Here is a 23,179-nt window from a genome sequence, read left to right as displayed (position 1 = left end):
CCACCCGTTCTGTCGTCGTGGGCGGTGCGGCGCGCTCAGTGCCGCACGTACTCCTGGATGGCCGCTTCGTCGACGGTCACGCCGAGGCCAGGGCCGGTCGGGACGAGGAATCCGCCGTCCGGGCGCACCTCGAGCGGGCTGGTGAGCAGACGGTTGGCGACCGGCAGGGTGAACGGCTGGTACTCGAACGCGAGCAGCGAGGCCGCGCTCGCCGCGACGTGCACGCCTGCGGCCATCGCGATGCCGAAGGCCGCGGAGTGGTGCGGCGCCACCGGCACGTGGAAGGCATCGGCGACGGCGGTGATCGCGAGTCCCTCCGTGATGCCCGTACGACCGATGTCGGGCTGGGCGACGCCGAGGGCGCGGCGGGCGAGCCAGTCCGTGAACTCGAAGCGGCTGCGCATGGCCTCGCCGACGGCGATCGGCGTGGCGAGAGCGACGGCGAGGTCTCGGTGCCCCTCGACGTCCTCGGGTGCGAGAGGCGCCTCGAAGAACCAGGCCCTCCGGTCATCCAGCTCCCGACCGAGCGCGCGCGCCTCGCCGAGACGGTAGGTCCAGTGCGCGTCGAGCGCGACGTCGAGATCGGGATGCACGGCGCGGATCGCGTCGAAGGTCGCGAGATCGGTGCGGATGTCGACGCCGAGGTGCAGCTTGATCCGTCGGACGCCGCCTTCCACCAGCTCGGCGGCCTTCTCGGCGCGCTCGACGTCATCGACGCCGCGGATGCCGGACACGTAGGCGGGCAGGACCTCGTGGAAGCGTCCTCCCGCGAGCTCGGACACCGAGAGCCCGGTCGCGTGACCCCAGAGGTCCCAGAGCGCGATGTCGACGGCGGCCATCGCGTCGGCCTGGTGGCCGGTGAGGTGTCCGCGCTCGCGCATCGACTCCGACATGCGGTGCCAGAGGGTGCGGACGGAGCGCGGGTCCTCTCCGAGGATGAGCGGCGTGAGCAGATTGTCGACGATGGCGGCGGCGACGACCGGGGCGACGGGGGCGAGGGCCTCGCCCCAGCCGACGAGACCGTCATCGGTCTCGATCTTGACCAGCAGCGTCTCGTATCCGGGGGAGTAGAGGCTCCGCCACGGCGGACGGATGACGTAGCCGCGATGCTCCACGCCCGTGTCGCCGGCGTAGGAGTTGTTCGCATCCTCCTTGGAGAGGTAGAGCGGGAAGGTCTGGACGCGCGTGATTCTCACAGGGGTCTCCAAAGACATCGATGGGCGAGAAGCCGGCGGCGTGTGCCACGGCAGAAGGATCGGGGTGCCGCGGTCCGCCGCGGCGGGGGCTCAGAGCGTCGCGAACGCGGTGGCGGTGCGGGAGGGGCTGTAGCCGAGGGCGACGGAGATCTCGTCCGCGGCCTCGATGAGCTGCAGGGCCAGCTCCTGGTGCGGGGCGTGGAGATCCAGCACCGAGAGCGGGCCGCTGGCGGAGAGGCCGGCGACGATCTCCCCTGCGCGGTTGTGGATGGGGGCGGCGATGCAGGCGCGGCCGAAGGCGAGCTCCTCGATCTCGGTCGCGTAGCCCCGGCTGCGGGTCTCGTCGAGCGCGACCTGCATGGCGTCGCGGTCGACGATCGTGTGCGGGGTGAATCGCTGGGGGGTCTGAGCGAAGTACTCGTCCACCTTGTCGGAAGTCATCCCGGACAGCAGGGCCTTGCCGAGGCCCGTGGCGTGCAGCGGACCGGTGCGGCCCGCCATGGCGAACGACTTGGGGGCGAGGGCGCCCTCGAAGTTGCAGAGGTAGGTGAACGTGAAGCCGCTGAGCTCGGCGACGTTCACGCCGATCTCGATCTTGCGGGCCAGGTTCTGCGCGATCTGCCGCGAGGCGCGGAAGATCGGCGAGCCGTTCAGGGCGATCGTGCCGAGCGAGACGGCTGCGGGGCCGAGTCGGTAGAGTCCCGTGCGACCGTCCTGGACCACGAACTTCATCCGGTCGAGCGCGGACATCATGCGCGAGACGGTGGACTGACCGAGCCCGGTGAGCGTGCACAGCTCCGAGACCCTCAGCTCACCCGACTCCTCGGTGAAGCAGGCGAGCAAGGACATCGCCCGTTCGACGGTCTGGGTGCCGCCCACCGATTCCGATGCCATCGTGACTCCTCCTCCATACGGTCGCCGCTCCGCGACGCTGCGGCTCGTCACCGCTGCCAGTCATCCTAATGAGAGAAATGGCGGCGAGCAACACAAATGTGGGTGTCTTATGCATTTTGTGGATTTCGCATCCGCAATGTGGTTGACTTGCGGCACGTCGACGTCGACGACTGTGACGACGACGCGCAGGGCCCCATCCGGGGTCGTCCCTACTGGAAAGCGACTGCAATGCAACAAGCCATCCTCGAGCGGCCCGCGAAGAGCGAGCAGGCCGAGCCACGTTCCGGGCGGCGCTCCACGCTGGGCGCGAAGGACCGCACCTTCGGTTTCATGATCGCACTTCCCGCGGTCCTCCTGTTCCTCGTGATCGCGATCTTCCCGCTCGTGTCGAGCATCGGCACCAGCCTCTACGATCAGTCGCTGCTGCGCCCGGAGCGCACCTTCGTGGGGCTCGGCAACTACGCCGCGATCTGGGACGAGTTCTTCGCCCGCCTCGGCACGACGCTGATCTTCGCCTCGCTGTCCACCGTCTTTCCGCTCGTGCTCGGCGTCGCCCTCGCCCTGCTGCTGAACGCACGACTGCGCGGACGGAACATCCTGCGCGGCGCCCTGATGCTGCCGTGGCTGCTCCCCGGCGTCGTCGTGTCCTTCCTCTGGGCGTGGATCTTCAACGACAGCTACGGCGTCGTCAACCACGTGCTCGCGATCTTCGGGATGCCGGAGGTCAGCATGCTCGGCAACCCGGTCGGTGCGATGGCCGCAGTGGTCATCGCCAAGACCTGGCACTCGTTCCCCTGGATCATGGTCGTCGCACTCGCGGTGCTCCAGACGCTGCCGAGCGAGCAGATCGAGGCCGCCACCATCGACGGCGCCACACGAGCGCAGCGCTTCCGCTACATCTCCCTGCCGCACATCGCCGGCCCGGTCACGCTCGTCGCCGTGCTGGAGTTCATCTACAACTTCGGCAACTTCGACACGATCTTCGTCATGACCGGCGGCGGCCCGGGCAACTCGACCACGACCCTCGCGGTCAGCCTCTACCACCTGGCCTTCGGCAGCTACGAGCTCGGGAAGGCCTCAGCGATGGGCGCCCTCTGGCTCGTGCTCCTCGCCATCATCTCGAGCGGATACCTGCTCCTCAACCGACGACTGGAGAAGTGATGCGCCGTTCCCGCGACATCGGCGAGTCGATCATCCGCCCCCACCTTTCCATCCCCGGGCGCGTCCTGCTCCTGCTGCTCGCCCTGTTCGGTCTGCTGCCGATCTACTGGCTCACGGCGACCGCGTTCACGAAGAAGGAGGATGTCTTCGCGGTGGATCGGCCGTTCTTCCCGGTCGATCCCACGCTCGAGAACTTCATCGGCTTCTTCCAGAACGACGCCCTGCTGAAGAACCTCCTGAACAGCGTCATCGTCTCGACCGGAACCGCGGTGCTCGCGGTCCTGGTCGGCGGGCTCATGGCGTACTCGCTGTCGAAGTTCCGCTACCGCGGACGCAACGCGATCATGTTCATGTTCCTGATCGGGCAGCTGATCCCCGGCGCCCTCCTGCTCATCTCGCTGTACCTGATGCTGAGCTCCGCCGGGCTGCTGTACACGTACACCGCCCTGATCATCTCGTTCACGACGTTCACCCTGCCGCTCGCGGTGTTCCTGTTGAAGGGCATCATCGACGGTCTCCCCGACGACATCCTCGAGGCGGCGAAGGTCGACGGACTCTCCCGCACGGGCACCATGTTCCGCATCGTGTTCCCGCTCGTCGTGCCGGGACTCATCACGGCGGCGATGTTCGCGTTCATGAGGGGCTGGAGCGATCTGCTGTTCGCGCTCACGCTCGCCGGACCCGACAAGCAGACGCTCCCCGCGGGCCTCACCCAGGCGTTCATCCGCGAGGGCACCGCCGACTGGCCGGCCCTCATGGCCGCGTCGCTCGTGACGTCCCTGCCGCTCGTCCTCATCTTCATCCTCCTGCAGCGCTACTTCGTCTCCGGTCTTGCGGCCGGTGCGGTCAAGGGGTAGCCATGCACCGCCGAACAGCTCGACCCCCACACCTCGAAGAAGGAGCAGTCACCATGAACATCTCGAACTCGCAGCTGAGCCGTCGCGCCTTCCTCGGCGGCGGCACGGCACTTGCCGCCTTCGGCGCGCTCGCCCTCGCGGGCTGCGCGACGCCCGCGGCCCCCGGCACCGGCGCCGGGAGCACCGCGAATGCGGCGACCAAGGCCGAGACCATCAACTTCTACGGCAACTCGCTCGGCGAGGAGGCGCTGAAGCCCGCGTGGCAGGGCATCCTCGACGGCTTCGCCAAGGACTCCGGCGCGACCGTCGCACCCGTGATCTACCCCTACGACCAGGCCGCCACCCAGCTCGCCCTGACCGGCCGCTCCGGCAAGCTCCTGGGCGTCGGGCAGTCCGGCGGGTGGCAGGTGCTCACGCCCATGGACGTGCTCGCCGACCTGACGGACCTCGCGAAGGGCCTCGGCATCCCGCAGGGCGTCCTCGACTCGTACACGATGGACGGGAAGCTCCTCGTGCTTCCGCTGACAGCCGCAGGCATCGGCATCATCACGAACGGCGAGATCGCGAAGAGCGTCGGGATCAAATCGGGCATGACGGTCGAGCAGTTCGCGACCGCGCTCGAGAAGATCAAGGCGCAGGACGCCTCGCTCATCCCGTACGCCGCGGTGACCAAGAACCCCGATCTGAAGGATGCCGTGCACTGGATGTGGGGCTTCGGCAGCGAGGTCGTCACCGACGACTTCACCTGCACGATCGGCGACGCCGAGAGCGTCAAGGCCATGACCTGGTACAAGTCGCTCCAGGATGAGGGCCTCACGCAGACGAACGTCGCCCGGAGCGACGCGCGCATCCTGTTCGCGAGCGGCCGGGCCGCGCTGTACGACGATGCTCCGCTCGCCTCGACCTTCGTCAAGACGAACGGCGCGCCGCAGAACATCATCGACAACATCGGTGCCATCGCCCGCCCGACCTCGGGCAAGAACAAGTCCTACAACCGCGCCTGGGGCTCCGGCCTCTTCGCGAGCGCGGGCGAGGGCGAGCTCACCAGCCGCGACTTCATCACGTACGCGGCGACCGACGTGAAGGCGGCGACGGCCCTGTACGAGCGCTCGGCGGTGGCTCCGGCGGCGAAGTCGGTCGCGGACCAGATCCCCGCGCTCGCGGCGGACAAGTTCCAGACCGCCTTCCGCACGGAGGTCTCCGAGCACGCGCGCGGTGCCGCCTGGGACCGGGTCGCCGTGACGGCGCAGATCGATGCCGCGATCGGCGGCGGAGTCGCGACCATCCTCGCCGGACAGGTCGACGTGCAGGCGGGCCTCAACGCCCTGAAGAAGGAAGTGCAGGGTCTGCTCGACGCCAACTCCTGAGCGTCGCCCCTCTGCACGCGATCGCCGTACCCGGTCCTCGGGTGCGGCGATCGCGTGCGTCCGGTCGCTGTGGCGGCGAGAGAGAGCCCAGAGGCACCGGGTGAGACGCCACTGGCCCCGAGGCGTCGTGGACGACGGCTCAGGGCCAGGTGTGGTCGCTGTCGGGTGTGTGTCAGAGCCAGCGTTCGCGCAACGCGGGCTTGAGCCAGGCGGCCGGCGACGAGATCGACAGGCCGCCGTCGACCGCGATCGACGTGCCGGTCACGAACGAGGCGGCATCGGAGGCGAGGAACGCCACGACGGCGGCGACCTCCTCCGGACGCCCGATGCGGCCGAGGGGGTAGCCCTCGCTCTCGCCGGTGTCGGTCGCGGAGATGCTCCCCGGCTGCACGGCGTTGACGCGGATGCCGCGCGGGCCGTAGTCGAGCGCCAGCTGCCGCACGAGCCCGTCGACCCCGGCCTTGGCGGCGGCGTACGCGGGGAGCGCGGGAGCGGCGAGCGAGGAGTTCACCGAGGTCACCGCGACGATCGATGAGCCCGGTGCGAGACGGGGGAGCGCGGCGCGGGCCACGAAGAACGCCGAGTCCAGCGTCGCGCCGATGGCGCCGCGCCAGTCCTCGTCGCTCGTCGCGTCCGCCCGGCCGATCGGCATGCGAGCGGCGGCGAGCACGACGACGTCGATGCGGCCCAGGGCCGCCTCGGCATCCGCGACGGCGAGATCCGCGGCATCCGGTCGGCTGCAGTCGGCGACGAGGTACTGCTCGAAGACGGGGTCCGTCGAGTGCTCGAGTCCGACGCCGACGACCGCATCCCCGCTCTCCGTGAAGGCGCGGGCGATCGCGAGCCCGATGTCGGAGCCGCCGCCGATCAGCAGCACGCCACGGCGGCTCACACGCGCACCGTGGTCGGCACCGGCGGGAGGTCCAGTTCCTCGATCACGAGCTTGACCGCCGCGCGGCTGCCGGCGTCGAGGCGCGAGGCGGGGTAGCGCACCGTGGCGTGCTCGATCACGCCGCGCGCGACGAGCACCTCCTTGTGCACCGCCCACGCGATGCCGCCCTGCAGACCGATGAGCACGAGAGGGAGCATACGACGGAAGTCCGCCCGCGCCTCCTCGACGCGCCCTTCGACGAACTGCGCGAGCACGGGAGCGAGGAGGTCGGGGAACTCACATGCGGGCATCGTGCCGACCGCACCGCGGGCATACTCCTCGAGGCAGAACTGCGCGTTCTGCCCGCCCAGCACCGCGAAGCGGCTGTCGCCGATAGCATCGACGACAGCGCCGACCTTGGGGGCCGTCGGGGGCGCCTCGACCTTCACGGAGTCGACGCCGTCGAGACGGGCCAGCTCCGCGATCAGCGCGGGTGTCATGGCGACTCCGGTGACGCCGGGGGCGTCCTGCACCATGACCGACAGCGAGGTGGCGGCGGCGACGTCGCCGTAGAAGTCGACGAGGGTTCCGGCGGGAGGCTTGACCATGAACGGCGGCAGCACCATCAGCGCGTCGGCGCCGCCCTCTTCGGCCAGAAGCGCCTGCTCGATCGAGGTGGCCGTGGAGGTGCCGTTGACGCCGGCGATCACGGGGACGCGTCCGTCGACGAGCTGCACGACGTCGTCGAGGATGGCTCGGCGCTCCTCCGTCGTGAGGGCGAACCCTTCGCTCGCCATCCCGAAGACGGCGACGCCGTCGACGCCGGAGGCGAGCTGGAACTCGACCAGGCGGCGCAGACCGGCGCGGTCGAGGGCACCCGTCTCGTCGAACGGCGTCGCCAGGATGGGCATCAGGCCCTGGAGTGTCGGAGCCATCGGCTTCTTCCCCGCTTCTTCATCGTGTGCGCAATTCTCGCAAGTGTTATGCATATTGTGAGATAGTCTGCCACATAACGGTTATGACCTACCACTGAAAGATGACACGGATGTCACGTTCCCCGCTCTCCCGCACCGTCGAGATCCTCTCCGACGCGAGATACGTCCAGGCCGAGTCGCCCCGCTGGGACGGCCGCGACGGCGGCCTCGCCTGGATCGACATGGCGACCGGCGCGTTCCACCGCGGCCGCCTCGAGCAGGGGAGAGTCGTCCCGGAATCCGCCGTGCGCGTCGGGGCGCAGATCGGCGCCCCCGTGCCGCTCGCCGCACCGGGAGCGGGCTGGGCCGTCGCGGTCGACCGGGGCGTCGTCCACGTGAGCGATGCCGGCGTCGTCTCGCCGCTCGTGACGGATGTCGCGGCTCCCGGCCACTACATGAACGACGGCGGTGCAGATCCCTCCGGCCGGTTCTGGGTCGGCAGCCAGTCCATGCCGCGTGCACCGCACTGCGCGCTCTGGAGCCTCGAGACCGACGGGACCATGACAGAGCGCCTCGCCGGGGTGACGGTCTCGAACGGGCTCGCGTTCGATCGGACAGGATCGACCCTCTACTACATCGACACGCTCCCGCACCGGAGCATCGAGGCGTTCGACGTCGCACCCGACGGGCGTCTCTCGCGTCGCCGCACCGTCTGCGAGGTCGACGGCGGCAACCCCGACGGCATGACGATCGACGACGAGGGCATGCTGTGGGTCGCGGTGTGGGATGCCGGCGAGGTCCGGCGCTACTCGCCGGACGGGCAGCTGCTCGAGGCGATCGCGCTTCCCGCGTGGCGACCGACGGCTGTCGCGCTCGTCGATCGCCTGTTGGTGATCACGACGGCGAGAATCGGGCTGTCGCAGCCCACCGACGCGGATGGTGCGCTGCTCGGCGTCGAAGTCGAGGTCGGCGGTTCGCCGGCGTCGCCGTGGCGAGGGGAGCCGGTGCGATGAGTGTGGTCGACAACCAGCAGCTGCGGGAGCGGATCGATGCGGAGCGCATCGTCGCGATCCTCCGGGGGACCGATGTCGATGCCACGGTCGACGCGGCGCTGACGCTGATCGACGCCGGCATCCTCACCCTGGAGATCGCACTCACCCTGGAGGGTGCGGAAGAGGCGATCGCCCAGGTCGTGCAGACTGCTCGGCCGGAGGCGCTCATCGGCGCGGGCACGGTCCTCACCGAGGCGGACGCGGATCGCGCGCTGTCAGCGGGGGCGCAGTTCCTCGTCACGCCCACGCTCGCCGCGTCGGTGGAGTACGCGGTCCGACAGGGCGTCGGCGTCCTGCCCGGCGTCTACACGCCGACAGAGATCCAGCGCGGCCTGGACCTGGGCGCGGCGGCCGTGAAGCTCTTCCCGGCCTCGGCTCTCGGGCCGGGGTTCATCCGCGCGGTCCACGACCCGTTCCCGGAAGCCCGGATCATCCCCGTCGGCGGAGTGGGCGTCGACACCATCGGCGCGTACTTCGCCGCAGGAGCCTTCGCGGTCGGCGTCGGGGGACCGCTGGTCGGCGACGCGGCGACTCCCGGGGGAGATCGGATCGCGCTCGCCGCGAGAGCGCGGGAGTTCGTCGCGGCCGTCCGCAGATGAGAGAAGGGCCGGGCACCCGCAGGTGCCCGGCCCTTCCCGATCGGATGCCGATCAGTGCGTGTCTTCCGCCTCGATCTCGGTGCGGTCGCCCGACCACTGCGTGTGGAAGGTGCCCGGCTTGTCGATGCGCTTGTAGGTGTGCGCGCCGAAGAAGTCGCGCTGGCCCTGCACGAGGGCAGCGGGGAGGCGGTCGGCGCGGATGCCGTCGTAGTACGACAGCGACGACGAGAACGCCGGGGCCGGGATGCCGGCCTGCGCGGCCGCGACGACCACGCGACGCCACGGCGCCTGAGCACGCGTGATCGCTTCGGTGAAGTACGGAGCGGTCAGCAATACGGGCAGGCCGGGTTCTGCGGCGTAGGCGTCGGCGATGCGGTTCAGGAACTGGGCGCGGATGATGCAGCCGCCGCGCCAGATCTTCGAGATCGCGCCGAGGTCGATGTTCCAGCCGTACTCGGCGGCGCCGGCGCGGATCTCGTCGAAGCCCTGCGAGTACGCGACGATCTTCGACGCGTACAGCGCCAGGCGGACGTCCTCGATGAACGCGGCCTCGTCGGTCACCGTGAAGCTGGGTCCCTGAGCCTGTCGAAGGGCGTCGGGGCCGGGCAGGGCCGTGGCGACCTCGCGCTGCTCCGGGTGCGAGGAGAGCGAACGGGCGAAGGTGGCCTCTGCGATGCCCGAGACGGGCACGCCGAGGGACAGGGCGGTCTGCACGGTCCACGCGCCCGTGCCCTTGGCGCCGGCCTGGTCGAGGATGACGTCGACGAGCGGCTTGCCGGTCTCGGCGTCGACCTGGCGGAGCACCTCGGCGGTGATCTCGATCAGGTACGACTCCAGCTCGCCCCGGTTCCACTCGGCGAAGATCTCGGCGATCTCGGCGGGCGACTTGCCCGTGCCGCGGCGGATGAGGTCGTACGCCTCGGCGATGAGCTGCATGTCGGCGTACTCGATGCCGTTGTGCACCATCTTGACGAAGTGGCCCGCGCCGTCGTGGCCGACGTGGGTGACGCAGGGCTCGCCCTCGGCGACCGCGGCGATGGACTTCAGGATCGGGCCGAGCGTGACCCACGACTCGTCCGAGCCGCCGGGCATGATCGAGGGGCCGGTGAGGGCGCCCTCCTCGCCGCCGGAGATCCCGGCGCCGACGAAGTTGATGCCGGTCTCGCGGACCGCCTTCTCGCGGCGGATCGTGTCCGGGAAGTACGCGTTGCCGCCGTCGACGATGATGTCACCGGGCTCGAAGACCTCGACGAGCGAGTCGATCACGGCATCCGTCGGGCCGCCGGCCTTGACCATGATGATCGCGGTCCGCGGCTTCTGCAGCGAATCGGCGAACTCCTGATAGGTCTGCGCCGGGACGAACCCGGCCTCGGGGTGCTCGTCGAGGAGCGTCCGGGTCTTCTCGTGGCTGCGATTGAAGATCGCCACGGTGTTGCCCTCGCGGCTGGCGAGGTTGCGGGCGAGATTCGAACCCATGACGGCGAGTCCGACGACTCCGATGTTCGCTGATGCTTCGGGCACAGAAGGCTCCTCGATCGTGAAGAAGGGGTCCTTTTAGCGTATCGCTGTGTCACGGGTCGTTGCGCCCTGTGACATCCGCCCGCGCACGGCCCCTACGCTGGTCGGATCGAGACGTTCCGAGGAGGATCAGCGTGGGAGAGACCGAGACCAGACTGCGAGCGGTCGTGGCGGTGCCGCTGCCGGAGGAGCTGTGCGTGCTCATCGAGGAGCTCGAGCCGCGCCTGGAGGTCATCCGCGATCATTCGCTGACGCATCCCGCGCGGTGGGCCGCCGACTGGTCCGGCGACCCGGAGCACACGCGCACACCGGCCGAGCAGCAGGCCTTCGACGCGATGGTCGACTCGGCCGACGTCCTCTTCGGTGCTCCCGACGTCGACGCCGACGCGCTCGCGCGCACGATCGCGGCGAACCCGAGACTGCGCTGGGTCATGACGACGGCGGCGGGCGGCGGGAGCACCGTGAAGGCCGCGGGTCTCTCTCGCGCCGACCTCGACCGGGTCGTCTTCAGCACGAGTGCCGGCGTGCACGGCGGAACGCTCGCCGAGTTCTCCGTCTTCGCGGTGCTGGCCGGCGCGAAGGGGCTTCCCCGTCTGCTGGCCGACCAGCGCAGCCGGACCTGGCCCGACCGATGGCAGATGCGCCAGCTCGACGAGATGACGGTGCTGATCGTGGGGCTCGGCGGCATCGGGGCGGAGTGCGCGCGACGCTTCCACGCCCTCGGTGCTCGGGTCTGGGGGACGACGCGCTCGGGCGAGCCCGTCGACGGCGTGGACAGGCTCGTCCCGCTCGACCGGCTCACGGACGCGGTCGGCGAGGTCGACGCGATCGTCGTGACGCTCCCCGGTACGGCGCAGACGCATCACCTCATCGGGGAGGAGGTCCTCGCCGCCGTGAAGCCCGGCATGATCATCACGAACGTGGGTCGGGGCACGGTCGTCGACGAGGTCGCCCTGCTCGGGGCGCTCGACGACGGCAGGGTGGCGTTCGCCGGTCTCGACGTGTTCGAGAACGAACCCCTCGACGCCGCATCCCCGCTGTGGGATCACCCTGGCGTGCTCGTGAGTCCGCACACGGCGGCGATCAACTCGAACGAGGAGGAGCGCATCGCGCGTCGGTTCGCCGAGAACGCCACGCGACTTCTCGACGGCCTGCCGCTGCGCGCCGTGGTCGACACGGTCGAGTTCTACTGAGAGGGCGCCGAGGCGCCCGAGGACTCAGTCCTTGCGGTAGCCGGAACGGCCGAGGGAGAACAGGGCGGCGAAGCTGCCGACGACGGCGCACACGCTCATCGCACCGATCAGCCACAGGAGTACGTGCGAGAGGAAGGCGCCGTCGAGCATGGGGTTCTCCGTGATCTGCAGATAAGGACCGGTGTCATCAGCCTATCGGGTGATCCGGTACCATTGATCTCGTACCTCGGCGAGGGATGCTTCTGCGCGTGCGCTGGCATCCGTTATCGACGCGGCGAAGCAAGCCCGGTGGCTTTCCTCACGCGTCTGCGTTCGAGCTCACAATTCCAAGACCACCGCGCGGCGCCTTCGCTGCGTGTCCTGAAGGAGAACCGCATGTCTGAAGACACCAAGGTCCACGCCGAGCTCCGCGAGAGCTTCGGCAAGGGCTTCGCCCGTCGCCTCCGCGCCGCCGGCAAGATCCCCGCCGTCATCTACGGCCACGGCACCGAGCCGGTGCACGTCGCACTGCCGGGCCACCAGGTCTCGCTCATCATCCGCCGCGCCAACGCGCTGCTGGAGCTCGACATCGATGGCAAGGAGCAGCTCGCCCTGGTCAAGGACGTCCAGAAGGACCCCGTGCACCAGATCATCGAGCACATCGACCTGCTCGTGGTGAAGAAGGGCGAGAAGGTCACGATCGACGTCCCCGTCATCGTCACCGGCGAGTCCGCTCCCGGCACGATCGTCAACCAGGACGCCAACACCCTGTCGATCGAGGCCGAGGCCACGCACATCCCGCAGAACCTCGAGGTCTCCGTCGAGGGGCTCGAGGAGGGCGCGCACATCACCGCCGCCGACGTGAAGCTCCCCAAGGGCTCGACCCTGCTCGCCGACCCCGAGGTCCTCGTCGTCGCGATCTCCGTGCCGGCTGAGCAGGACCTGGGTGAGGACGACGCCGCCGCCGAGAGCACCGAGGGTGCTGCCGAGGGCGAAGCAGCAGCCGAGGAGGCCGCTGCGGAGTGATCTCCGACAGTTTCAGGACAGAGGGGACGCGATCAGATCGCGTCCCCTCTGTCGTATCCTGACCGGGCCCCGCACAGGACCCGGCGCGAAAGGACGAGGACATGTCATCCACCTGGCTGGTGGTGGGGCTCGGCAATCCGGGCCCGCGCTACGAGGCGACCCGGCACAACATCGGTCAGATGGTCGTCGACGAGCTCGCGGCACGTCGCAGCGAGGCCTTCCGCGAGCACAAGGGCGGCGCACGCGTCGTGGAGACGTGGCTCAAGCCGGGCGCCGACAAGCTGGTCCTCGCCAAGCCGAACACGTTCATGAACGTGTCGGGGACCCCCGTCGCGGCACTCGCGCGCTTCTATTCGGTGCCGGTCGAGCAGGTCGTCGTCGTGCACGACGAGCTGGACATCTCCTTCGACACGGTGAAGCTCAAGACCGGTGGGGGGCACGGCGGGCACAACGGAGTGCGCGATGTCGCGCGCGCTCTCGGGACCGCCGACTTCCCGCGCGTGCGGGTGGGCATCGGCCGGCCGGTGGGACGCCAGGATCCGGCCGACTGGGTGCTCGCGCCCTTCGGCAAGGAGGAACGGCCGAACCTGCCGATCCTCATCTCGGACGCGGCGGACGCGGTCGAACTGCTCGTGGCTGAAGGCCTTCTGGCCGCCCAGCAGAAGCATCACGCCCCGCGCTGAGCCGCTGCACGGGGGCGAGGCGAGCGTCAGCTCGCGAAGTCGATGAACCCGGCTGCGCTGCCCGCGGAGAACGCGAAGAGCAGCACGACGAAGAAGATCATCGGGGCGATCACTGCGACGACCAGCGCGCCGATGCCCGCGCCGCGTCCCTGCTTCTTGCGGATGGCGATGATGCCGATCACGATCGCCGCGATGCCGAGGACCGTGCCGGTCCAGAACGACAGCTCTGCCCACAGCACCTGGTCGCGGGCGGGGGAGAGCGCGCTCAGGACGTCGTCGGTCGTCGTGGAGATGCCTTCGGGCAGACGGCGCCCGATCTCGAATCCGGCGACGCCGACGACGATCGGCGTGACGACGGCGGCGACGACCGCGAAGATCAGCGCGAGGATGCCGAGGAAGCCGGATGCGCGCGGGGCCGCGTCGGGGACCGTGTAGGCCCCGGTCGGGACGGCGTAGCCGCCGACGGGCACCTGGTAGGCCCCCGGAGGCGCCGCCTGGGGAGCGGGTGCCACGGGGTAGGCCGGAGCGGTCTGGTAGGCGGGCGGTGCCGGAGGAGTGACCGGGGCCTGATACGCCGGCGGTGCCGGAGGAGCTGCCGCCGGTGCCGGCGGCGCCGCGGGGAACGCCGGGGGAGGCGGGGGGACCGCACCGAACGGCGCAGGCGGAACGGGAGGAACGGCGCCGGACGGAGGTGGCAGCTGCGGATCGGTCACGACCCCCATCCTAGAGGCGTGCTCAGACGCGGCGGAGCAGACCCACCCGGTCGTAGACGTCGGACAGGGTCGCGTCGGCGACGGCATCCGCTCGTCCGGCGTTGTCCGCCAGGATGCGGTCGAGCTCGGCGGGGTCGTCGAGGAGCTCGAGGGCGCGGGCGCGCACCGGCTCGAACTCGTTCACCACGACCTCGGCGAGGCCCTTCTTGAAGTCGCCGTACCCGCGGCCGGCGTAGTCGTCCTCGATCGCGGCGACCTGACGGCCCGTGAGGGCAGCGTAGATCGTCAGCAGGTTCGAGACGCCCGGCTTGTTCTCGCGGTCGAAGCGCACGGATCCTTCGTTGTCGGTCACGGCGCGCATGATCTTCTTCGCGGACTTCGCCGGGTCGTCGAGCATCCACAGCACGCCGGCGTCGCTCTCCGCCGACTTCGACATCTTCGACGTCGGGTTCTGCAGGTCGTAGATCCGCGCCGTCTCCTTCTGGATCACCGGCATCGGCACCGTGAACGTGACCCCGAAGCGGGAGTTGAATCGCTCGGCGAGGTCGCGCGTCAGCTCGACGTGCTGCTTCTGGTCGTCGCCCACCGGCACCACATCGGTCTGGTACAGCAGGATGTCGGCCGCCATGAGGACCGGGTAGGTGAACAGGCCGACGCTGGTCGCGTCCTGTCCGTATCGGGCCGACTTGTCCTTGAACTGGGTCATCCGGCCGGCCTCGCCGAAACCCGTGATGGTGCTGAGGATCCACGCCAGCTCGGCGTGCGCGCGCACGTGCGACTGCACGTACAGCGTCGACAGCGACGGCTCGATGCCCGCCGCGATGTACTGGGCGGCGGTGCGTCGGGTCTTCTCGCGCAGCTCCTTCGGGTCCTGTGCGACGGTGAGCGCGTGCAGGTCGACGACCGAGAAGTAGGCGTCATAGGACGTCTGCAGGTCCCGCCACTGGAGGAGCGCGCCGATGTAGTTGCCGATCTGGAGGGAGTCGGCGGAGGGCTGCATTCCGGAGTACAGGCGAGGTTTCGTCACGACATCAATCCTATGGGGATGCCGGTGGCCGATCTGCGCGTCGGGGCGTTCTACGCTGTGGGCATGATGTTCGCCGCTCTTCGGACCTCCCGCACCCCGCGACGGCGAGACCGCGCCGTCTACGTCGAGATCCTCATCGACGCGCCGATCGAGACGATCTGGGACCTCACCCAGACGCCCGAGCAGCATGCGCGGTGGGACGGACGGTTCTCCGCCATCATCCCGACGCGGCAGCGGGCGAACGGTGCGCAGGAGTTTTGCTACGAGCTCGATCTCGGGATCCACACGATCCGCGGCACCGGCGTCTCGCTCGGCGACCGACGAGGGAAGGCGGGTGAGCGCACGTCGGCCCTCGCCTTCGACACGTCCGACCGGCTGTCCCCGCTCGGATCCGGTCGCGGGTACTGGCGATACGTGCCGACGCCCGAGGGCGTCCGGTTCCTCACCGGCTACGACTACGCGCCGGGATGGGGGCTCATCGGCCGCGTGCTCGACCCGCTCGTCACCCGCCGCTTCGTCTGGTGGCTCACGGCGTGGAGCTTCGATCGCCTTCGTCTGTGGGCCGAGGACGGCGTCCCACCGGAGGAGACCGGCTGGTGGCGCTCGCTCCGACCAGGACGGCGCCCGCGCGCCCGCGCCCGCCGGTGCCGGAAGCGCCCTGCCCGGACGGGCGGCAGGACCATCATGCAGAACGCGCCGGCGACGTTGACGGAGATCGCCGTATGAGCGCGCAGGGCGTGTTCGAACGCGCTCTCGGCGACGACTTCGCGCGCCTGCACCCGCAGATGAGGAAGCGCTTCGGCGTCGGGGTCGGTGCCGGCTACGGCTGCATCGGCCGCGGGGTGATGACCGAGGTCCGGCGCGGGCCCTGGTGGACGCTTCCCTTCCTCATGATCGGGACGATGCGCAACATCATGTTCCCCGAGCGGGGTCGCGACATCCCCTTCCAGATCGACAATCACGCCTACATCGACAGCCTCGGCAGGGAGACGGTCACCTTCGTGCGGACGATGACGATCCGGCCGGGCAGGCGACGCCGGTTCGACGCGACGATGATCTACAGCGAGAAGCGCGGGAGGATCGTCGACTATCTCGGCACGCATCAGCACCTCGCCGTCGACCTCGACCTCGCCGTCACCGACGAGGGGGGCCTCCGGCTGTCGTCGGGTCCCCAGCGCTTCTATGAGGGCCCCCTCGCCTTCCGCTTCCCGATGCTCTTCAGCGGACGAGCGCACCTGGTCGAGCGCTTCGACGACGAGCGGGGGTGTTTCGTGATCGACCTCGAGGTGCGCAACGACCTGCTGGGGTTCCTCTTCGGCTATCGCGGCACCTTCGTCTGTGAGTTCCCGGAGGGCGCGGAGGTGCCCGAGACGGTGAAGCCCACCCGCGAGGAGGTGCGCGAGTGACCGCCAGGGGCGAGGTCTTCCTCGCGGCGCTGGGACCGGATGCCGAGCGCCTGCACCCGGAGATCCTCGCGCAGATGCGGGCCCCGGCGGGGGTCGACCGCGCAGAGGGCGTGTTCACGGTCGCGGGCAGCCGCTTCGGGCGGCTCGGCATCCTCGCTCTGCCGGTGGTGGGACCGCGGATGCTGGTCACCCGCTTCGGGCGGGATGTGCCCTTCTCGCTCCGGACGCGTGCCGGTCGCACGTCGTCCGGGCGCGCGACACTCGACACGACCAGGGAGTTCCGCTTCCCCGGCACGACGCAGTTCATCTCCGACAGGCTCACCGTGAGCGTGGTGCCCGGCCTCGTGCGCAATCTGCTGGGCGCGCGGGGGCGCGTCGAGCTCATCGAGGAGTGCAGTGTGACGGCGCAGGGCGCGCTGCGGATGCGGACGCGCCGGATCGCCCTGCGCCTGTGGGGCCGTCGCTTCGCTCTGCGCGGCATCCTCGGCATCTCGGTCGATCTCGAGGACGGCTGGGACGAGGCGCAGAAGCGGCGCACGATCGAGATGCGCGCTACGAACCCGCTGGTGGGGACCATCCTCGAGTACCGCGGCTGGTACCGGCACCGCGACGAAGATCAGCTGACCCCGCAATAGGAGAAGACGGTGGTGGTCGGGTGCGCCGACTGCGAGACTTCCTGCATGTCTTCCACGCAGAGCCCTGCCGTCGGAGGCGGTGTGCGGATCGTCGGCATCGTCCTGACCGTCCTCGTCGGCGTGCCCTTCCTCTTCTTCGCCTGGATCGCACTGAGCAGCCGATTCGCGTCGGGCAGCGCGGATCCGCACGGATACGCACTCATCTTCGGCACGTTCCTGGCACTCGTCGCGGGAATCGCGCTCGCGCTCGTCGTCCCGCTGATGTTCCGCTCCGGACAGCGCGGTTCCGCCTACCTCGGGAGCCTGATCGTCTACGTGCTCGTCGCGGCCGCGCTGATCATCTCTCTGATCACGGCCTGACGCGCGGCGGTCGGAGTCGACCGGATCGCGGTCAGAAGGTGTAGTCGACGACCACCGGCGCGTGGTCGCTCCAGCGCTGGTCGTAGGCGGCGGCCCGAGCGACGTGGTACGTCTGCACGCGCTCCGCCAGCGCCGGCGTCGCGAGGTGGTAGTCGATGCGCCACCCGGAGTCGTTGTCGAACGCCTGGCCCCGCATCGACCACCACGTGTACGGGCCGTCGACCTCGCCGTGGAAGCGACGTCCGACGTCGACCCAGCCGAGGCCGGTGCCCACCGAGCCGTCGACGCCCGTCACCTGTGCGCCGGCCTCACCCAGGAAGCGGTCGAAGTAGGCCCGCTCGCGGGGGAGGAAGCCCGCCTTCTTGCGGTTGCCGCGCCAATTCTTGATGTCGAGCTCGCGGTGCCCCACGTTGAGGTCGCCGGTCACCAGCGCCAGTGCGTCGTCGGCACCCAGCTCGGCGAGACGGGTGCCGAAGGCGTCGAGGAACTTCCACTTCTCCTCCTGCTTCGGGGTGTCGGCCTCGCCCGAGTGCACGTACGCGCTCACGACGGTGATCGGACGATCACCGATGCGGAAGTCGGCTTCGATCCAGCGCCCCTTCGAGTCGAAGTCGTCGGGACCGAGCGTGGTGCGCGAGGCGAGGGCCGGCGTGCGGCTGGCGATCGCGACGCCCGCGCGACCCTTGGCGGTGGCCTCGTCGTGCACGAAGGACCAGCCCGGCAGTGCGGCCTCGAGATGCTCGTCCTGTCCGCGGACCTCCTGCAGCGTGAGGATGTCGATGTCGGCGGCGTCGAGCCACGAGCTCATGCCGTTTCGAGCGGCCGCTCGGATTCCGTTGACGTTGACCGAGGCGATACGCAGATGGGGCATGGACACAAGCCTAACGAGCGCCGCCGACATCCCGAGACGGCCGGTGCAGGTCCGTCAGGAGGCGCTGAGCGAGCGGCGTCGGCTCCGGCGAGGGAGGCGCAGACGCCTCGAGCGCCGCGAGCTCCGCCTCGGCATCCCGCACCGCTCGTCCCGCCTGCCAGGCGCGGTACCAGGGCGCGCCGTCACGAGCGACCTCCGCCTCGCGCAGGCGGATGCGCGCGGCCGACACCAGCGTCCGATGCTCCGCGGCGCGTCGTTCCGCCTCGGTCTGCGACAGCAGCGGGAGATCGCGGTCCAGCGCGGTGACCGCGATCCAGGAGGACGCCACCAGCATCACCACGCCGTTCACGCGGAACCACAGCAGGAGGCCGATGAAGATCGCGAAGGTGGCGAGCAGCGGATTCGACGGCGTGTAGCTCAGCAGGAACCCCGCACCGTACTGGAGGATCGTCATCGCGCCGCCGCCGAGGAGAGCGCCCGGCCAGATGACGCGCCAGTCCAGCGACGTCCCGGTGAGGAACCGCACCATGGCGGCCAGCGCCGAGGAGAGCAACGCGAACGAGACGAGCACGGTGCCGAGGCGGATGCTGATGTTGATGCCGTCGGAACCGGAGTCCCAGTCGAGCAGGCTGAGCGCCCAGCTCAGGGCCGCAGCGCTCGCGGAGCTGAGGATCGAGCCGACGATGAGGGCGACTCCGAACAGGAGCGCCGCCAGCAGGTCGCGCGCCTTGAGGAGCACGTAGCTGCGCAGGTCCGGCGGCAGGCCGAAGATGTCCCTGGTCGCGCGCCGCGAGAACGTCACCCATCCGATGGCCGTCCAGATCACGGTGCCGAGGGCGATCAGACCCGTGACGCTGAGCACTCCGGTCGTGCTCGCGGCGATCTCCTTCACCTGCTCGGGAGTGAACACTCCGCCCTGCTCCTCGATCAGGTGGGGGATGTAGCTGTTGATGATCTCGATCATGCCGTCGACGGCCTCGGTGCTTCCCCCGAGCCAGAGACCCGCGATGGCGAAGGCGAGATAGATCGCCGCGAAGATCGCGAACAGGGCCTGATAGCTCACGCCCGCGGCGAGGAGGAAGCCGTTGTGCTGGAGGAAGTGACGCCACACCCGCACGGGGAACAGGCCGAGCGTCCGCTGCGTCAGCGCGGTCGCGCGCTCGACGGCGGCATCGAGGCGACCGGGCTCGGCTGCGGCGCGATCGGGATCAGACACGCTCTCACCCTATCCACACAGCGAGAACGGGCGGGCTCCCGAAGGAGTCCGCCCGTTCTCGTCCGACGATGCGCCGCGTCAGGGGCGTCCGCGGAGGACGGCCTGCTTGACCTCGGCGATGGCCTTGGTCACCTCGATGCCGCGGGGGCATGCCTCGGAGCAGTTGAAGGTCGTGCGGCAGCGCCAGACGCCTTCCTTGTCGTTGAGGATGTCGAGACGCACCGCGGCGTTGTCGTCGCGCGAGTCGAAGATGAAGCGGTGCGCGTTCACGATCGCCGCCGGACCGAAGTACTGTCCGTCGGTCCAGAACACCGGGCACGACGAGGTGCACGCGGCGCACAGGATGCACTTGGTGGTGTCGTCGAAGATCTCGCGGTCGGCGATGGTCTGGACGCGCTCCTTGCCCTTCTCCGGCACGGAGCTCGCGACGAGGAACGGCTGCACCTCGCGGTACGACGCGAAGAACGGCTCCATGTCGACGACGAGGTCCTTCTCCAGCGGCAGTCCCTTGATCGCCTCGACGTAGATCGGCTTCGAGATGTCGAGGTCCTTGATCAGGGTCTTGCAGGCGAGGCGGTTGCGTCCGTTGATGCGCATGGCGTCGGAACCGCAGATGCCGTGGGCGCAGGAGCGGCGGAACGTGAGCGACCCGTCGACCTCCCACTTGATCTTGTGCAGGGCGTCGAGCACGCGGTCGGTGGAGTAGAGCTCCACGTCGTAGTCGACCCAGTGCGGCTCGGCGTCGACCTCGGGGTCGAACCGGCGGATGTTGAACGTGACGATGAAGGACTGGATGCCGGTCTCTTCGGTCGTGCTCGCGGGGGATTCTGCGATGGCGGTGGACATGCTCAGTACTTCCTCTCCATCGGCGGGTAGTTGAACTCGCCCTGCTCGTTCTTCGTGAACACGACGGGCTTCCAGTCCAGCTTGATGTGGTCGCTCGGCGTCGAGGAGTGCGGGTCTCCCGTCAGATACGCCATCGTGTGCTTCATGTACTTCTCGTCGTCGCGCTTCGGGAAGTCGTCGCGCATGTGGCCGCCGCGGCTCTCCTGGCGGTTCTGGGCGGCGTAGACGACGACCTCGGCGATGTCGAGGAGGAAGCCCAGCTCGACGGCCTCGAGCAGGTCGGTGTTGAACCGCTGGCCCTTGTCGTCGACGTGCACGTTCATGTAGCGGTCGCGCAGCTCCTTGATGACGCCCAGCACGTGCTCGAGGGACTCGTGCGTGCGGAAGACCTGCGCGCCCTTGTCCATCTCGTCCTGCAGGGCCTTGCGGAGCACGGCGATGCGTTCGGTGCCCTGGTTGTTGCGCAGGCCCTCGAGCATGCCGGAGACGAAGGCCGCCGGGTTCTCGGGGAGCGGTACGAACTCGGCCGTCTTGACGTACTCGACGGCCTTGCGGCCGGCGCGCTTGCCGAACACGTTGATGTCGAGCAGCGAGTTGGTGCCCAGTCGGTTGGCGCCGTGCACCGAGACGCAGGCGCACTCGCCGGCGGCGTACAGGCCCGGCACGACGGTGTCGTTGTCGGCCAGCACCTCGGCGTCGTTGTTGGTGGGGATGCCGCCCATCGCGTAGTGCGCGGTCGGCATCACCGGCACCGGCTCGACGACCGGGTCGACACCCAGGTACGTGCGGGCGAACTCCGTGATGTCCGGGAGCTTGGTCTCGAGCACCTCGGCACCCAGGTGGGTGCAGTCGAGGAGCACGTAGTCCTTGTGGGGACCGGCGCCGCGGCCTTCCGCGACCTCCTGGACCATGCAGCGGGCGACGATGTCACGCGGGGCGAGGTCCTTGATCGTGGGGGCGTACCGCTCCATGAAGCGCTCGCCCGAGGCGTTGCGGAGGATCGCGCCCTCGCCTCGCGCGCCCTCGGTGAGGAGGATGCCGAGTCCGGCGAGTCCGGTCGGATGGAACTGGAAGAACTCGAGGTCCTCGAGGGGGAGGCCCTTGCGCCAGACGATGCCGACGCCGTCACCGGTCAGGGTGTGCGCGTTCGAGGTCGTCTTGAAGATCTTGCCGAAGCCGCCGGTCGCGAAGATCACGGCCTTCGCCTGGAAGACGTGCAGCTCGCCGGTGGCGAGGTCGTAGGCGACGACGCCGGAGACCTGCGTCTTGCCGTCGGCATCCTTCACCGTCAGCAGGTCGAGCACGTAGTACTCGTTGAAGAAGTTGATGCCGAGCTTGACGCAGTTCTGGAAGAGCGTCTGCAGGATCATGTGGCCCGTGCGGTCGGCGGCGTAGCAGGCGCGGCGGACCGGGGTCTTGCCGTGCTCGGCGGTGTGGCCGCCGAATCGGCGCTGGTCGATCTTGCCCTCGGGGGTGCGGTTGAACGGCAGACCCATGTTCTCGAGGTCGATGACCGCGTCGATGGCCTCCTTCGCGAGGATCTCGGCCGCGTCCTGGTCGACGAGGTAGTCGCCGCCCTTGACGGTGTCGAAGGTGTGCCACTCCCAGGAGTCCTCCTCGACGTTCGCGAGCGCCGCCGCCATACCGCCCTGCGCCGCACCGGTGTGCGAACGGGTGGGGTAGAGCTTGGAGATCACCGCGGTCTTCGCGCCGGGTCCGGCCTCGATCGCCGCACGCATGCCGGCGCCGCCGGCGCCCACGATCACGATGTCGAACTGGTGGTAGTGCACCCCGTCGCGCACGACGGAATCCTGGGTCTCGGTAGTCACTTCTTCTTCAGCCTTCTTCTCAGTTCCCGACCAGCGCGGCGCATTCGGTCCAGAGGGTGCTGTCCTCTGTGACGCCCAGGCACGGGTCGAACGTGAACACGACGAGCGTGCCGAGGATGATCAGGAGGCCGGCGGCGAGGCCGAGCGCCCAGATCAGCGCCTTGCGGGCAGTGTTGTTCGTGACGTAGTCGTTGACGATCGTGCGCATGCCGTTCGCGCCGTGGATCAGCGCCAGCCACAGCATCAGCACGTCCCACCACTGCCAGAACGGCGTGGCGAACTTGCCGGCGATGAAGGCGAAGTCGAGGGCGTGGATGCCCTCGCCGACCATGAGGTTGATGAAGAGGTGGCCGAAGATCAGCACGACGAGCACGATGCCCGAGAGCCGCATGAAGAGCCAGCCCCACTTCTCGAGGTTGAATCCGCGCTGACGGCGGACGGGGGCGGCGACGGTCTGCGTGGCCATCAGTGACCCCCTCCGAACCCGGCGAACGCGAGCATCAGGTGGCGCGGCACGAAGCCGGCCATGATGACGACCCACACCGCGAGCACACCCCAGAACAGCTGACGCTGGTACTTGGCGCCCTTCGACCAGAAGTCGACCGCGATGATGCGCAGGCCGTTCATGGCGTGGAACACGATGCCGGCGACCAGCACGACCTCGCCGAGCGCCATGATCGGGTTCTTGTATGTGCCGATGACGGCGTTGTACGCCTCCGGCGACACCCTGATCAGCGCCGTGTCGAGCACGTGCACCAACAGGAAGAAGAAGATGGCGACTCCGGTGATGCGATGAAGCACCCACGACCACATGCCTTCGCGACCCCGGTAGAGGGTGCCGCGGGGGGTCTTGGACGTGGTTTCCGAAATCGACGGTGTCAAGCGAGCGCTTGTGGACACGGTCGTCCTCCCTGGATCGATGTGACTCGGTCGCGTGCTGCGCAAGTGTCAGGCACGCCCGATCGG

The 23,179-nt window shown here is 69.3% G+C and carries 26 protein-coding genes; 12 read left to right on the top strand and 14 right to left on the bottom strand.

The genetic code is table 11. The features are described from left to right. Positions 1-35: 35 nt before the first annotated feature. Both DC434_RS16670 and DC434_RS16665 read right to left on the bottom strand, forming a co-directional pair. Positions 36-1,196: a mandelate racemase/muconate lactonizing enzyme family protein gene (locus DC434_RS16670; RefSeq protein ID WP_116636431.1), complete on the bottom strand. Its 1,161-nt coding sequence runs from the start codon at positions 1,194-1,196 to the stop codon at positions 36-38. A gap of 90 nt (positions 1,197-1,286) precedes the next feature. Beyond that, positions 1,287-2,090: an IclR family transcriptional regulator gene (locus DC434_RS16665; RefSeq protein WP_116636430.1), complete on the bottom strand. Its 804-nt coding sequence runs from the start codon at positions 2,088-2,090 to the stop codon at positions 1,287-1,289. 228 nt (positions 2,091-2,318) lie between these two features. On the opposite strand from DC434_RS16665, the gene DC434_RS16660 reads away from it, so the two are divergent. Genes DC434_RS16660 through DC434_RS16645 form a run of 3 tightly spaced genes read left to right on the top strand, consistent with a single transcriptional unit; the run spans position 2,319 to position 5,475 of the window. Beyond that, entirely contained in the window at positions 2,319-3,251 is a 933-nt protein-coding gene (locus tag DC434_RS16660) for a sugar ABC transporter permease (RefSeq protein ID WP_116636429.1), read from the top strand. Then, entirely contained in the window at positions 3,251-4,108 is an 858-nt protein-coding gene (locus DC434_RS16655) for a carbohydrate ABC transporter permease (protein WP_116636428.1), read from the top strand. Before DC434_RS16660 ends, DC434_RS16655 begins: the two co-directional genes overlap by 1 nt. A gap of 53 nt (positions 4,109-4,161) precedes the next feature. After that, positions 4,162-5,475 (top strand): hypothetical protein, encoded by a 1,314-nt coding sequence (locus DC434_RS16645; protein WP_165808109.1) that lies wholly within the window; start codon positions 4,162-4,164, stop codon positions 5,473-5,475. A 172-nt stretch (positions 5,476-5,647) separates the two neighbouring features. On the opposite strand, the gene DC434_RS16640 is transcribed toward DC434_RS16645, so the two are convergent. Together DC434_RS16640 and DC434_RS16635 are read right to left on the bottom strand one after the other, a co-directional pair. Beyond that, positions 5,648-6,367 (bottom strand): SDR family oxidoreductase, encoded by a 720-nt coding sequence (locus DC434_RS16640; RefSeq protein ID WP_116636426.1) that lies wholly within the window; start codon positions 6,365-6,367, stop codon positions 5,648-5,650. Beyond that, on the bottom strand, positions 6,364-7,281 hold the full coding sequence (locus DC434_RS16635) for a dihydrodipicolinate synthase family protein (protein WP_116636425.1): 918 nt from the start codon (positions 7,279-7,281) through the stop codon (positions 6,364-6,366). Before DC434_RS16635 ends, DC434_RS16640 begins: the two co-directional genes overlap by 4 nt. A gap of 110 nt (positions 7,282-7,391) precedes the next feature. Here DC434_RS16635 and DC434_RS16630 point away from each other — a divergent pair, with 110 nt between their 5' ends. After that, positions 7,392-8,273, top strand: coding sequence for an SMP-30/gluconolactonase/LRE family protein (locus DC434_RS16630; RefSeq protein WP_165808108.1), 882 nt, complete (start codon positions 7,392-7,394; stop codon positions 8,271-8,273). After that, positions 8,270-8,911, top strand: coding sequence for a bifunctional 4-hydroxy-2-oxoglutarate aldolase/2-dehydro-3-deoxy-phosphogluconate aldolase (locus DC434_RS16625; protein WP_116636423.1), 642 nt, complete (start codon positions 8,270-8,272; stop codon positions 8,909-8,911). The genes DC434_RS16630 and DC434_RS16625 overlap by 4 nt, the downstream gene beginning before the upstream one ends. Before the next feature lie 51 nt (positions 8,912-8,962). Here DC434_RS16625 and gndA read toward each other — a convergent pair whose 3' ends face one another. Then, positions 8,963-10,432, bottom strand: a complete 1,470-nt coding sequence (gene gndA / locus DC434_RS16620; RefSeq protein WP_116636422.1) for an NADP-dependent phosphogluconate dehydrogenase — start codon at positions 10,430-10,432, stop codon at positions 8,963-8,965. A gap of 131 nt (positions 10,433-10,563) precedes the next feature. Here gndA and DC434_RS16615 point away from each other — a divergent pair, with 131 nt between their 5' ends. Beyond that, positions 10,564-11,622 carry a D-2-hydroxyacid dehydrogenase gene (locus tag DC434_RS16615; RefSeq protein WP_116636421.1) on the top strand — a complete coding sequence of 353 codons (1,059 nt, stop codon included), beginning with the start codon at positions 10,564-10,566 and terminating at the stop codon, positions 11,620-11,622. A 24-nt stretch (positions 11,623-11,646) separates the two neighbouring features. Here the strand turns inward: DC434_RS16615 and DC434_RS20445 are convergent, their stop codons facing one another. Next, on the bottom strand, positions 11,647-11,772 hold the full coding sequence (locus tag DC434_RS20445) for a hypothetical protein (protein WP_279303217.1): 126 nt from the start codon (positions 11,770-11,772) through the stop codon (positions 11,647-11,649). Positions 11,773-11,997: 225 nt separating this feature from the next. Between DC434_RS20445 and DC434_RS16610 the strand changes: the two genes are divergently transcribed. Together DC434_RS16610 and pth are read left to right on the top strand one after the other, a co-directional pair. Then, positions 11,998-12,627, top strand: coding sequence for a 50S ribosomal protein L25/general stress protein Ctc (locus tag DC434_RS16610; protein WP_116636420.1), 630 nt, complete (start codon positions 11,998-12,000; stop codon positions 12,625-12,627). Between the two features lie 101 nt (positions 12,628-12,728). Beyond that, positions 12,729-13,310 (top strand): aminoacyl-tRNA hydrolase, encoded by a 582-nt coding sequence (gene pth, locus DC434_RS16605; RefSeq protein ID WP_116636419.1) that lies wholly within the window; start codon positions 12,729-12,731, stop codon positions 13,308-13,310. Positions 13,311-13,336: 26 nt separating this feature from the next. Here pth and DC434_RS20385 read toward each other — a convergent pair whose 3' ends face one another. Both DC434_RS20385 and trpS read right to left on the bottom strand, forming a co-directional pair. Further along, positions 13,337-14,023 carry a hypothetical protein gene (locus tag DC434_RS20385; protein ID WP_243408981.1) on the bottom strand — a complete coding sequence of 229 codons (687 nt, stop codon included), beginning with the start codon at positions 14,021-14,023 and terminating at the stop codon, positions 13,337-13,339. Positions 14,024-14,045: 22 nt separating this feature from the next. Then, a complete protein-coding gene (trpS, locus tag DC434_RS16595; RefSeq protein ID WP_116636418.1) occupies positions 14,046-15,050 on the bottom strand; it encodes a tryptophan--tRNA ligase in 1,005 nt (334 codons plus the stop codon). Positions 15,051-15,068: 18 nt separating this feature from the next. On the opposite strand from trpS, the gene DC434_RS16590 reads away from it, so the two are divergent. The 4 genes from DC434_RS16590 to DC434_RS16570 are packed head-to-tail and all read left to right on the top strand — an operon-like array spanning position 15,069 to position 17,451. Continuing rightward, the gene (locus DC434_RS16590) at positions 15,069-15,776 is read left to right on the top strand and encodes an SRPBCC family protein (RefSeq protein WP_243408980.1); all 708 of its coding nucleotides are present in this window, start codon (positions 15,069-15,071) and stop codon (positions 15,774-15,776) included. Next, positions 15,773-16,456: a DUF4166 domain-containing protein gene (locus DC434_RS16585; RefSeq protein WP_116636417.1), complete on the top strand. Its 684-nt coding sequence runs from the start codon at positions 15,773-15,775 to the stop codon at positions 16,454-16,456. Before DC434_RS16590 ends, DC434_RS16585 begins: the two co-directional genes overlap by 4 nt. Beyond that, positions 16,453-17,091, top strand: a complete 639-nt coding sequence (locus tag DC434_RS16580) for a DUF4166 domain-containing protein (RefSeq protein ID WP_243408979.1) — start codon at positions 16,453-16,455, stop codon at positions 17,089-17,091. Before DC434_RS16585 ends, DC434_RS16580 begins: the two co-directional genes overlap by 4 nt. A gap of 45 nt (positions 17,092-17,136) precedes the next feature. Then, complete coding sequence (locus DC434_RS16570) at positions 17,137-17,451, top strand: hypothetical protein (RefSeq protein WP_165808107.1); 315 nt, start codon at positions 17,137-17,139, stop codon at positions 17,449-17,451. 31 nt (positions 17,452-17,482) lie between these two features. Here DC434_RS16570 and DC434_RS16565 read toward each other — a convergent pair whose 3' ends face one another. From DC434_RS16565 to sdhC, 6 genes are all read right to left on the bottom strand, one after another. After that, positions 17,483-18,322 carry an exodeoxyribonuclease III gene (locus tag DC434_RS16565; RefSeq protein ID WP_207769988.1) on the bottom strand — a complete coding sequence of 280 codons (840 nt, stop codon included), beginning with the start codon at positions 18,320-18,322 and terminating at the stop codon, positions 17,483-17,485. 10 nt (positions 18,323-18,332) lie between these two features. Beyond that, positions 18,333-19,538 (bottom strand): YihY/virulence factor BrkB family protein, encoded by a 1,206-nt coding sequence (locus tag DC434_RS16560; RefSeq protein WP_116636413.1) that lies wholly within the window; start codon positions 19,536-19,538, stop codon positions 18,333-18,335. Positions 19,539-19,616: 78 nt separating this feature from the next. Then, positions 19,617-20,384 carry a succinate dehydrogenase iron-sulfur subunit gene (locus DC434_RS16555; RefSeq protein ID WP_116636412.1) on the bottom strand — a complete coding sequence of 256 codons (768 nt, stop codon included), beginning with the start codon at positions 20,382-20,384 and terminating at the stop codon, positions 19,617-19,619. Positions 20,385-20,386: 2 nt separating this feature from the next. Then, positions 20,387-22,213: a succinate dehydrogenase flavoprotein subunit gene (sdhA, locus tag DC434_RS16550; RefSeq protein WP_116636411.1), complete on the bottom strand. Its 1,827-nt coding sequence runs from the start codon at positions 22,211-22,213 to the stop codon at positions 20,387-20,389. A gap of 19 nt (positions 22,214-22,232) precedes the next feature. After that, positions 22,233-22,679 (bottom strand): succinate dehydrogenase hydrophobic membrane anchor subunit, encoded by a 447-nt coding sequence (locus DC434_RS16545; protein WP_116636410.1) that lies wholly within the window; start codon positions 22,677-22,679, stop codon positions 22,233-22,235. Continuing rightward, positions 22,679-23,113: a succinate dehydrogenase, cytochrome b556 subunit gene (sdhC, locus tag DC434_RS16540; RefSeq protein WP_116636409.1), complete on the bottom strand. Its 435-nt coding sequence runs from the start codon at positions 23,111-23,113 to the stop codon at positions 22,679-22,681. Before sdhC ends, DC434_RS16545 begins: the two co-directional genes overlap by 1 nt. Between the last annotated feature and the right edge of the window lie 66 nt (positions 23,114-23,179).

The sequence above is a fragment of the Microbacterium sp. TPD7012 genome, assembly GCF_003075395.1.
Taxonomy (GTDB): Bacteria; Actinomycetota; Actinomycetes; order Actinomycetales; family Microbacteriaceae; genus Microbacterium.
The sequence above is the reverse complement of the archived record's forward strand: the minus strand, read 5'-3'. Positions and strand labels throughout refer to the sequence as shown.

Bases quoted from the DNA above. Each gene is read 5' to 3' on its own strand.
- DC434_RS16665 (WP_116636430.1), bottom strand. From the start codon at position 2,090: ATGGCATCGGAATCGGTGGGCGGCACCCAGACCGTCGAACGGGCGATG.
- DC434_RS16660 (WP_116636429.1), top strand. From the start codon at position 2,319: ATGCAACAAGCCATCCTCGAGCGGCCCGCGAAGAGCGAGCAGGCCGAG.
- DC434_RS16655 (WP_116636428.1), top strand. From the start codon at position 3,251: ATGCGCCGTTCCCGCGACATCGGCGAGTCGATCATCCGCCCCCACCTT.
- DC434_RS16645 (WP_165808109.1), top strand. From the start codon at position 4,162: ATGAACATCTCGAACTCGCAGCTGAGCCGTCGCGCCTTCCTCGGCGGC.
- DC434_RS16635 (WP_116636425.1), bottom strand. From the start codon at position 7,281: ATGGCTCCGACACTCCAGGGCCTGATGCCCATCCTGGCGACGCCGTTC.
- DC434_RS16630 (WP_165808108.1), top strand. From the start codon at position 7,392: ATGTCACGTTCCCCGCTCTCCCGCACCGTCGAGATCCTCTCCGACGCG.
- DC434_RS16625 (WP_116636423.1), top strand. From the start codon at position 8,270: ATGAGTGTGGTCGACAACCAGCAGCTGCGGGAGCGGATCGATGCGGAG.
- DC434_RS20445 (WP_279303217.1), bottom strand. From the start codon at position 11,772: ATGCTCGACGGCGCCTTCCTCTCGCACGTACTCCTGTGGCTGATCGGT.
- DC434_RS16610 (WP_116636420.1), top strand. From the start codon at position 11,998: ATGTCTGAAGACACCAAGGTCCACGCCGAGCTCCGCGAGAGCTTCGGC.
- pth (WP_116636419.1), top strand. From the start codon at position 12,729: ATGTCATCCACCTGGCTGGTGGTGGGGCTCGGCAATCCGGGCCCGCGC.
- DC434_RS16590 (WP_243408980.1), top strand. From the start codon at position 15,069: ATGCCGGTGGCCGATCTGCGCGTCGGGGCGTTCTACGCTGTGGGCATG.
- DC434_RS16585 (WP_116636417.1), top strand. From the start codon at position 15,773: ATGAGCGCGCAGGGCGTGTTCGAACGCGCTCTCGGCGACGACTTCGCG.
- DC434_RS16570 (WP_165808107.1), top strand. From the start codon at position 17,137: ATGTCTTCCACGCAGAGCCCTGCCGTCGGAGGCGGTGTGCGGATCGTC.
- DC434_RS16565 (WP_207769988.1), bottom strand. From the start codon at position 18,322: ATGCCCCATCTGCGTATCGCCTCGGTCAACGTCAACGGAATCCGAGCG.
- DC434_RS16555 (WP_116636412.1), bottom strand. From the start codon at position 20,384: ATGTCCACCGCCATCGCAGAATCCCCCGCGAGCACGACCGAAGAGACC.
- DC434_RS16545 (WP_116636410.1), bottom strand. From the start codon at position 22,679: ATGGCCACGCAGACCGTCGCCGCCCCCGTCCGCCGTCAGCGCGGATTC.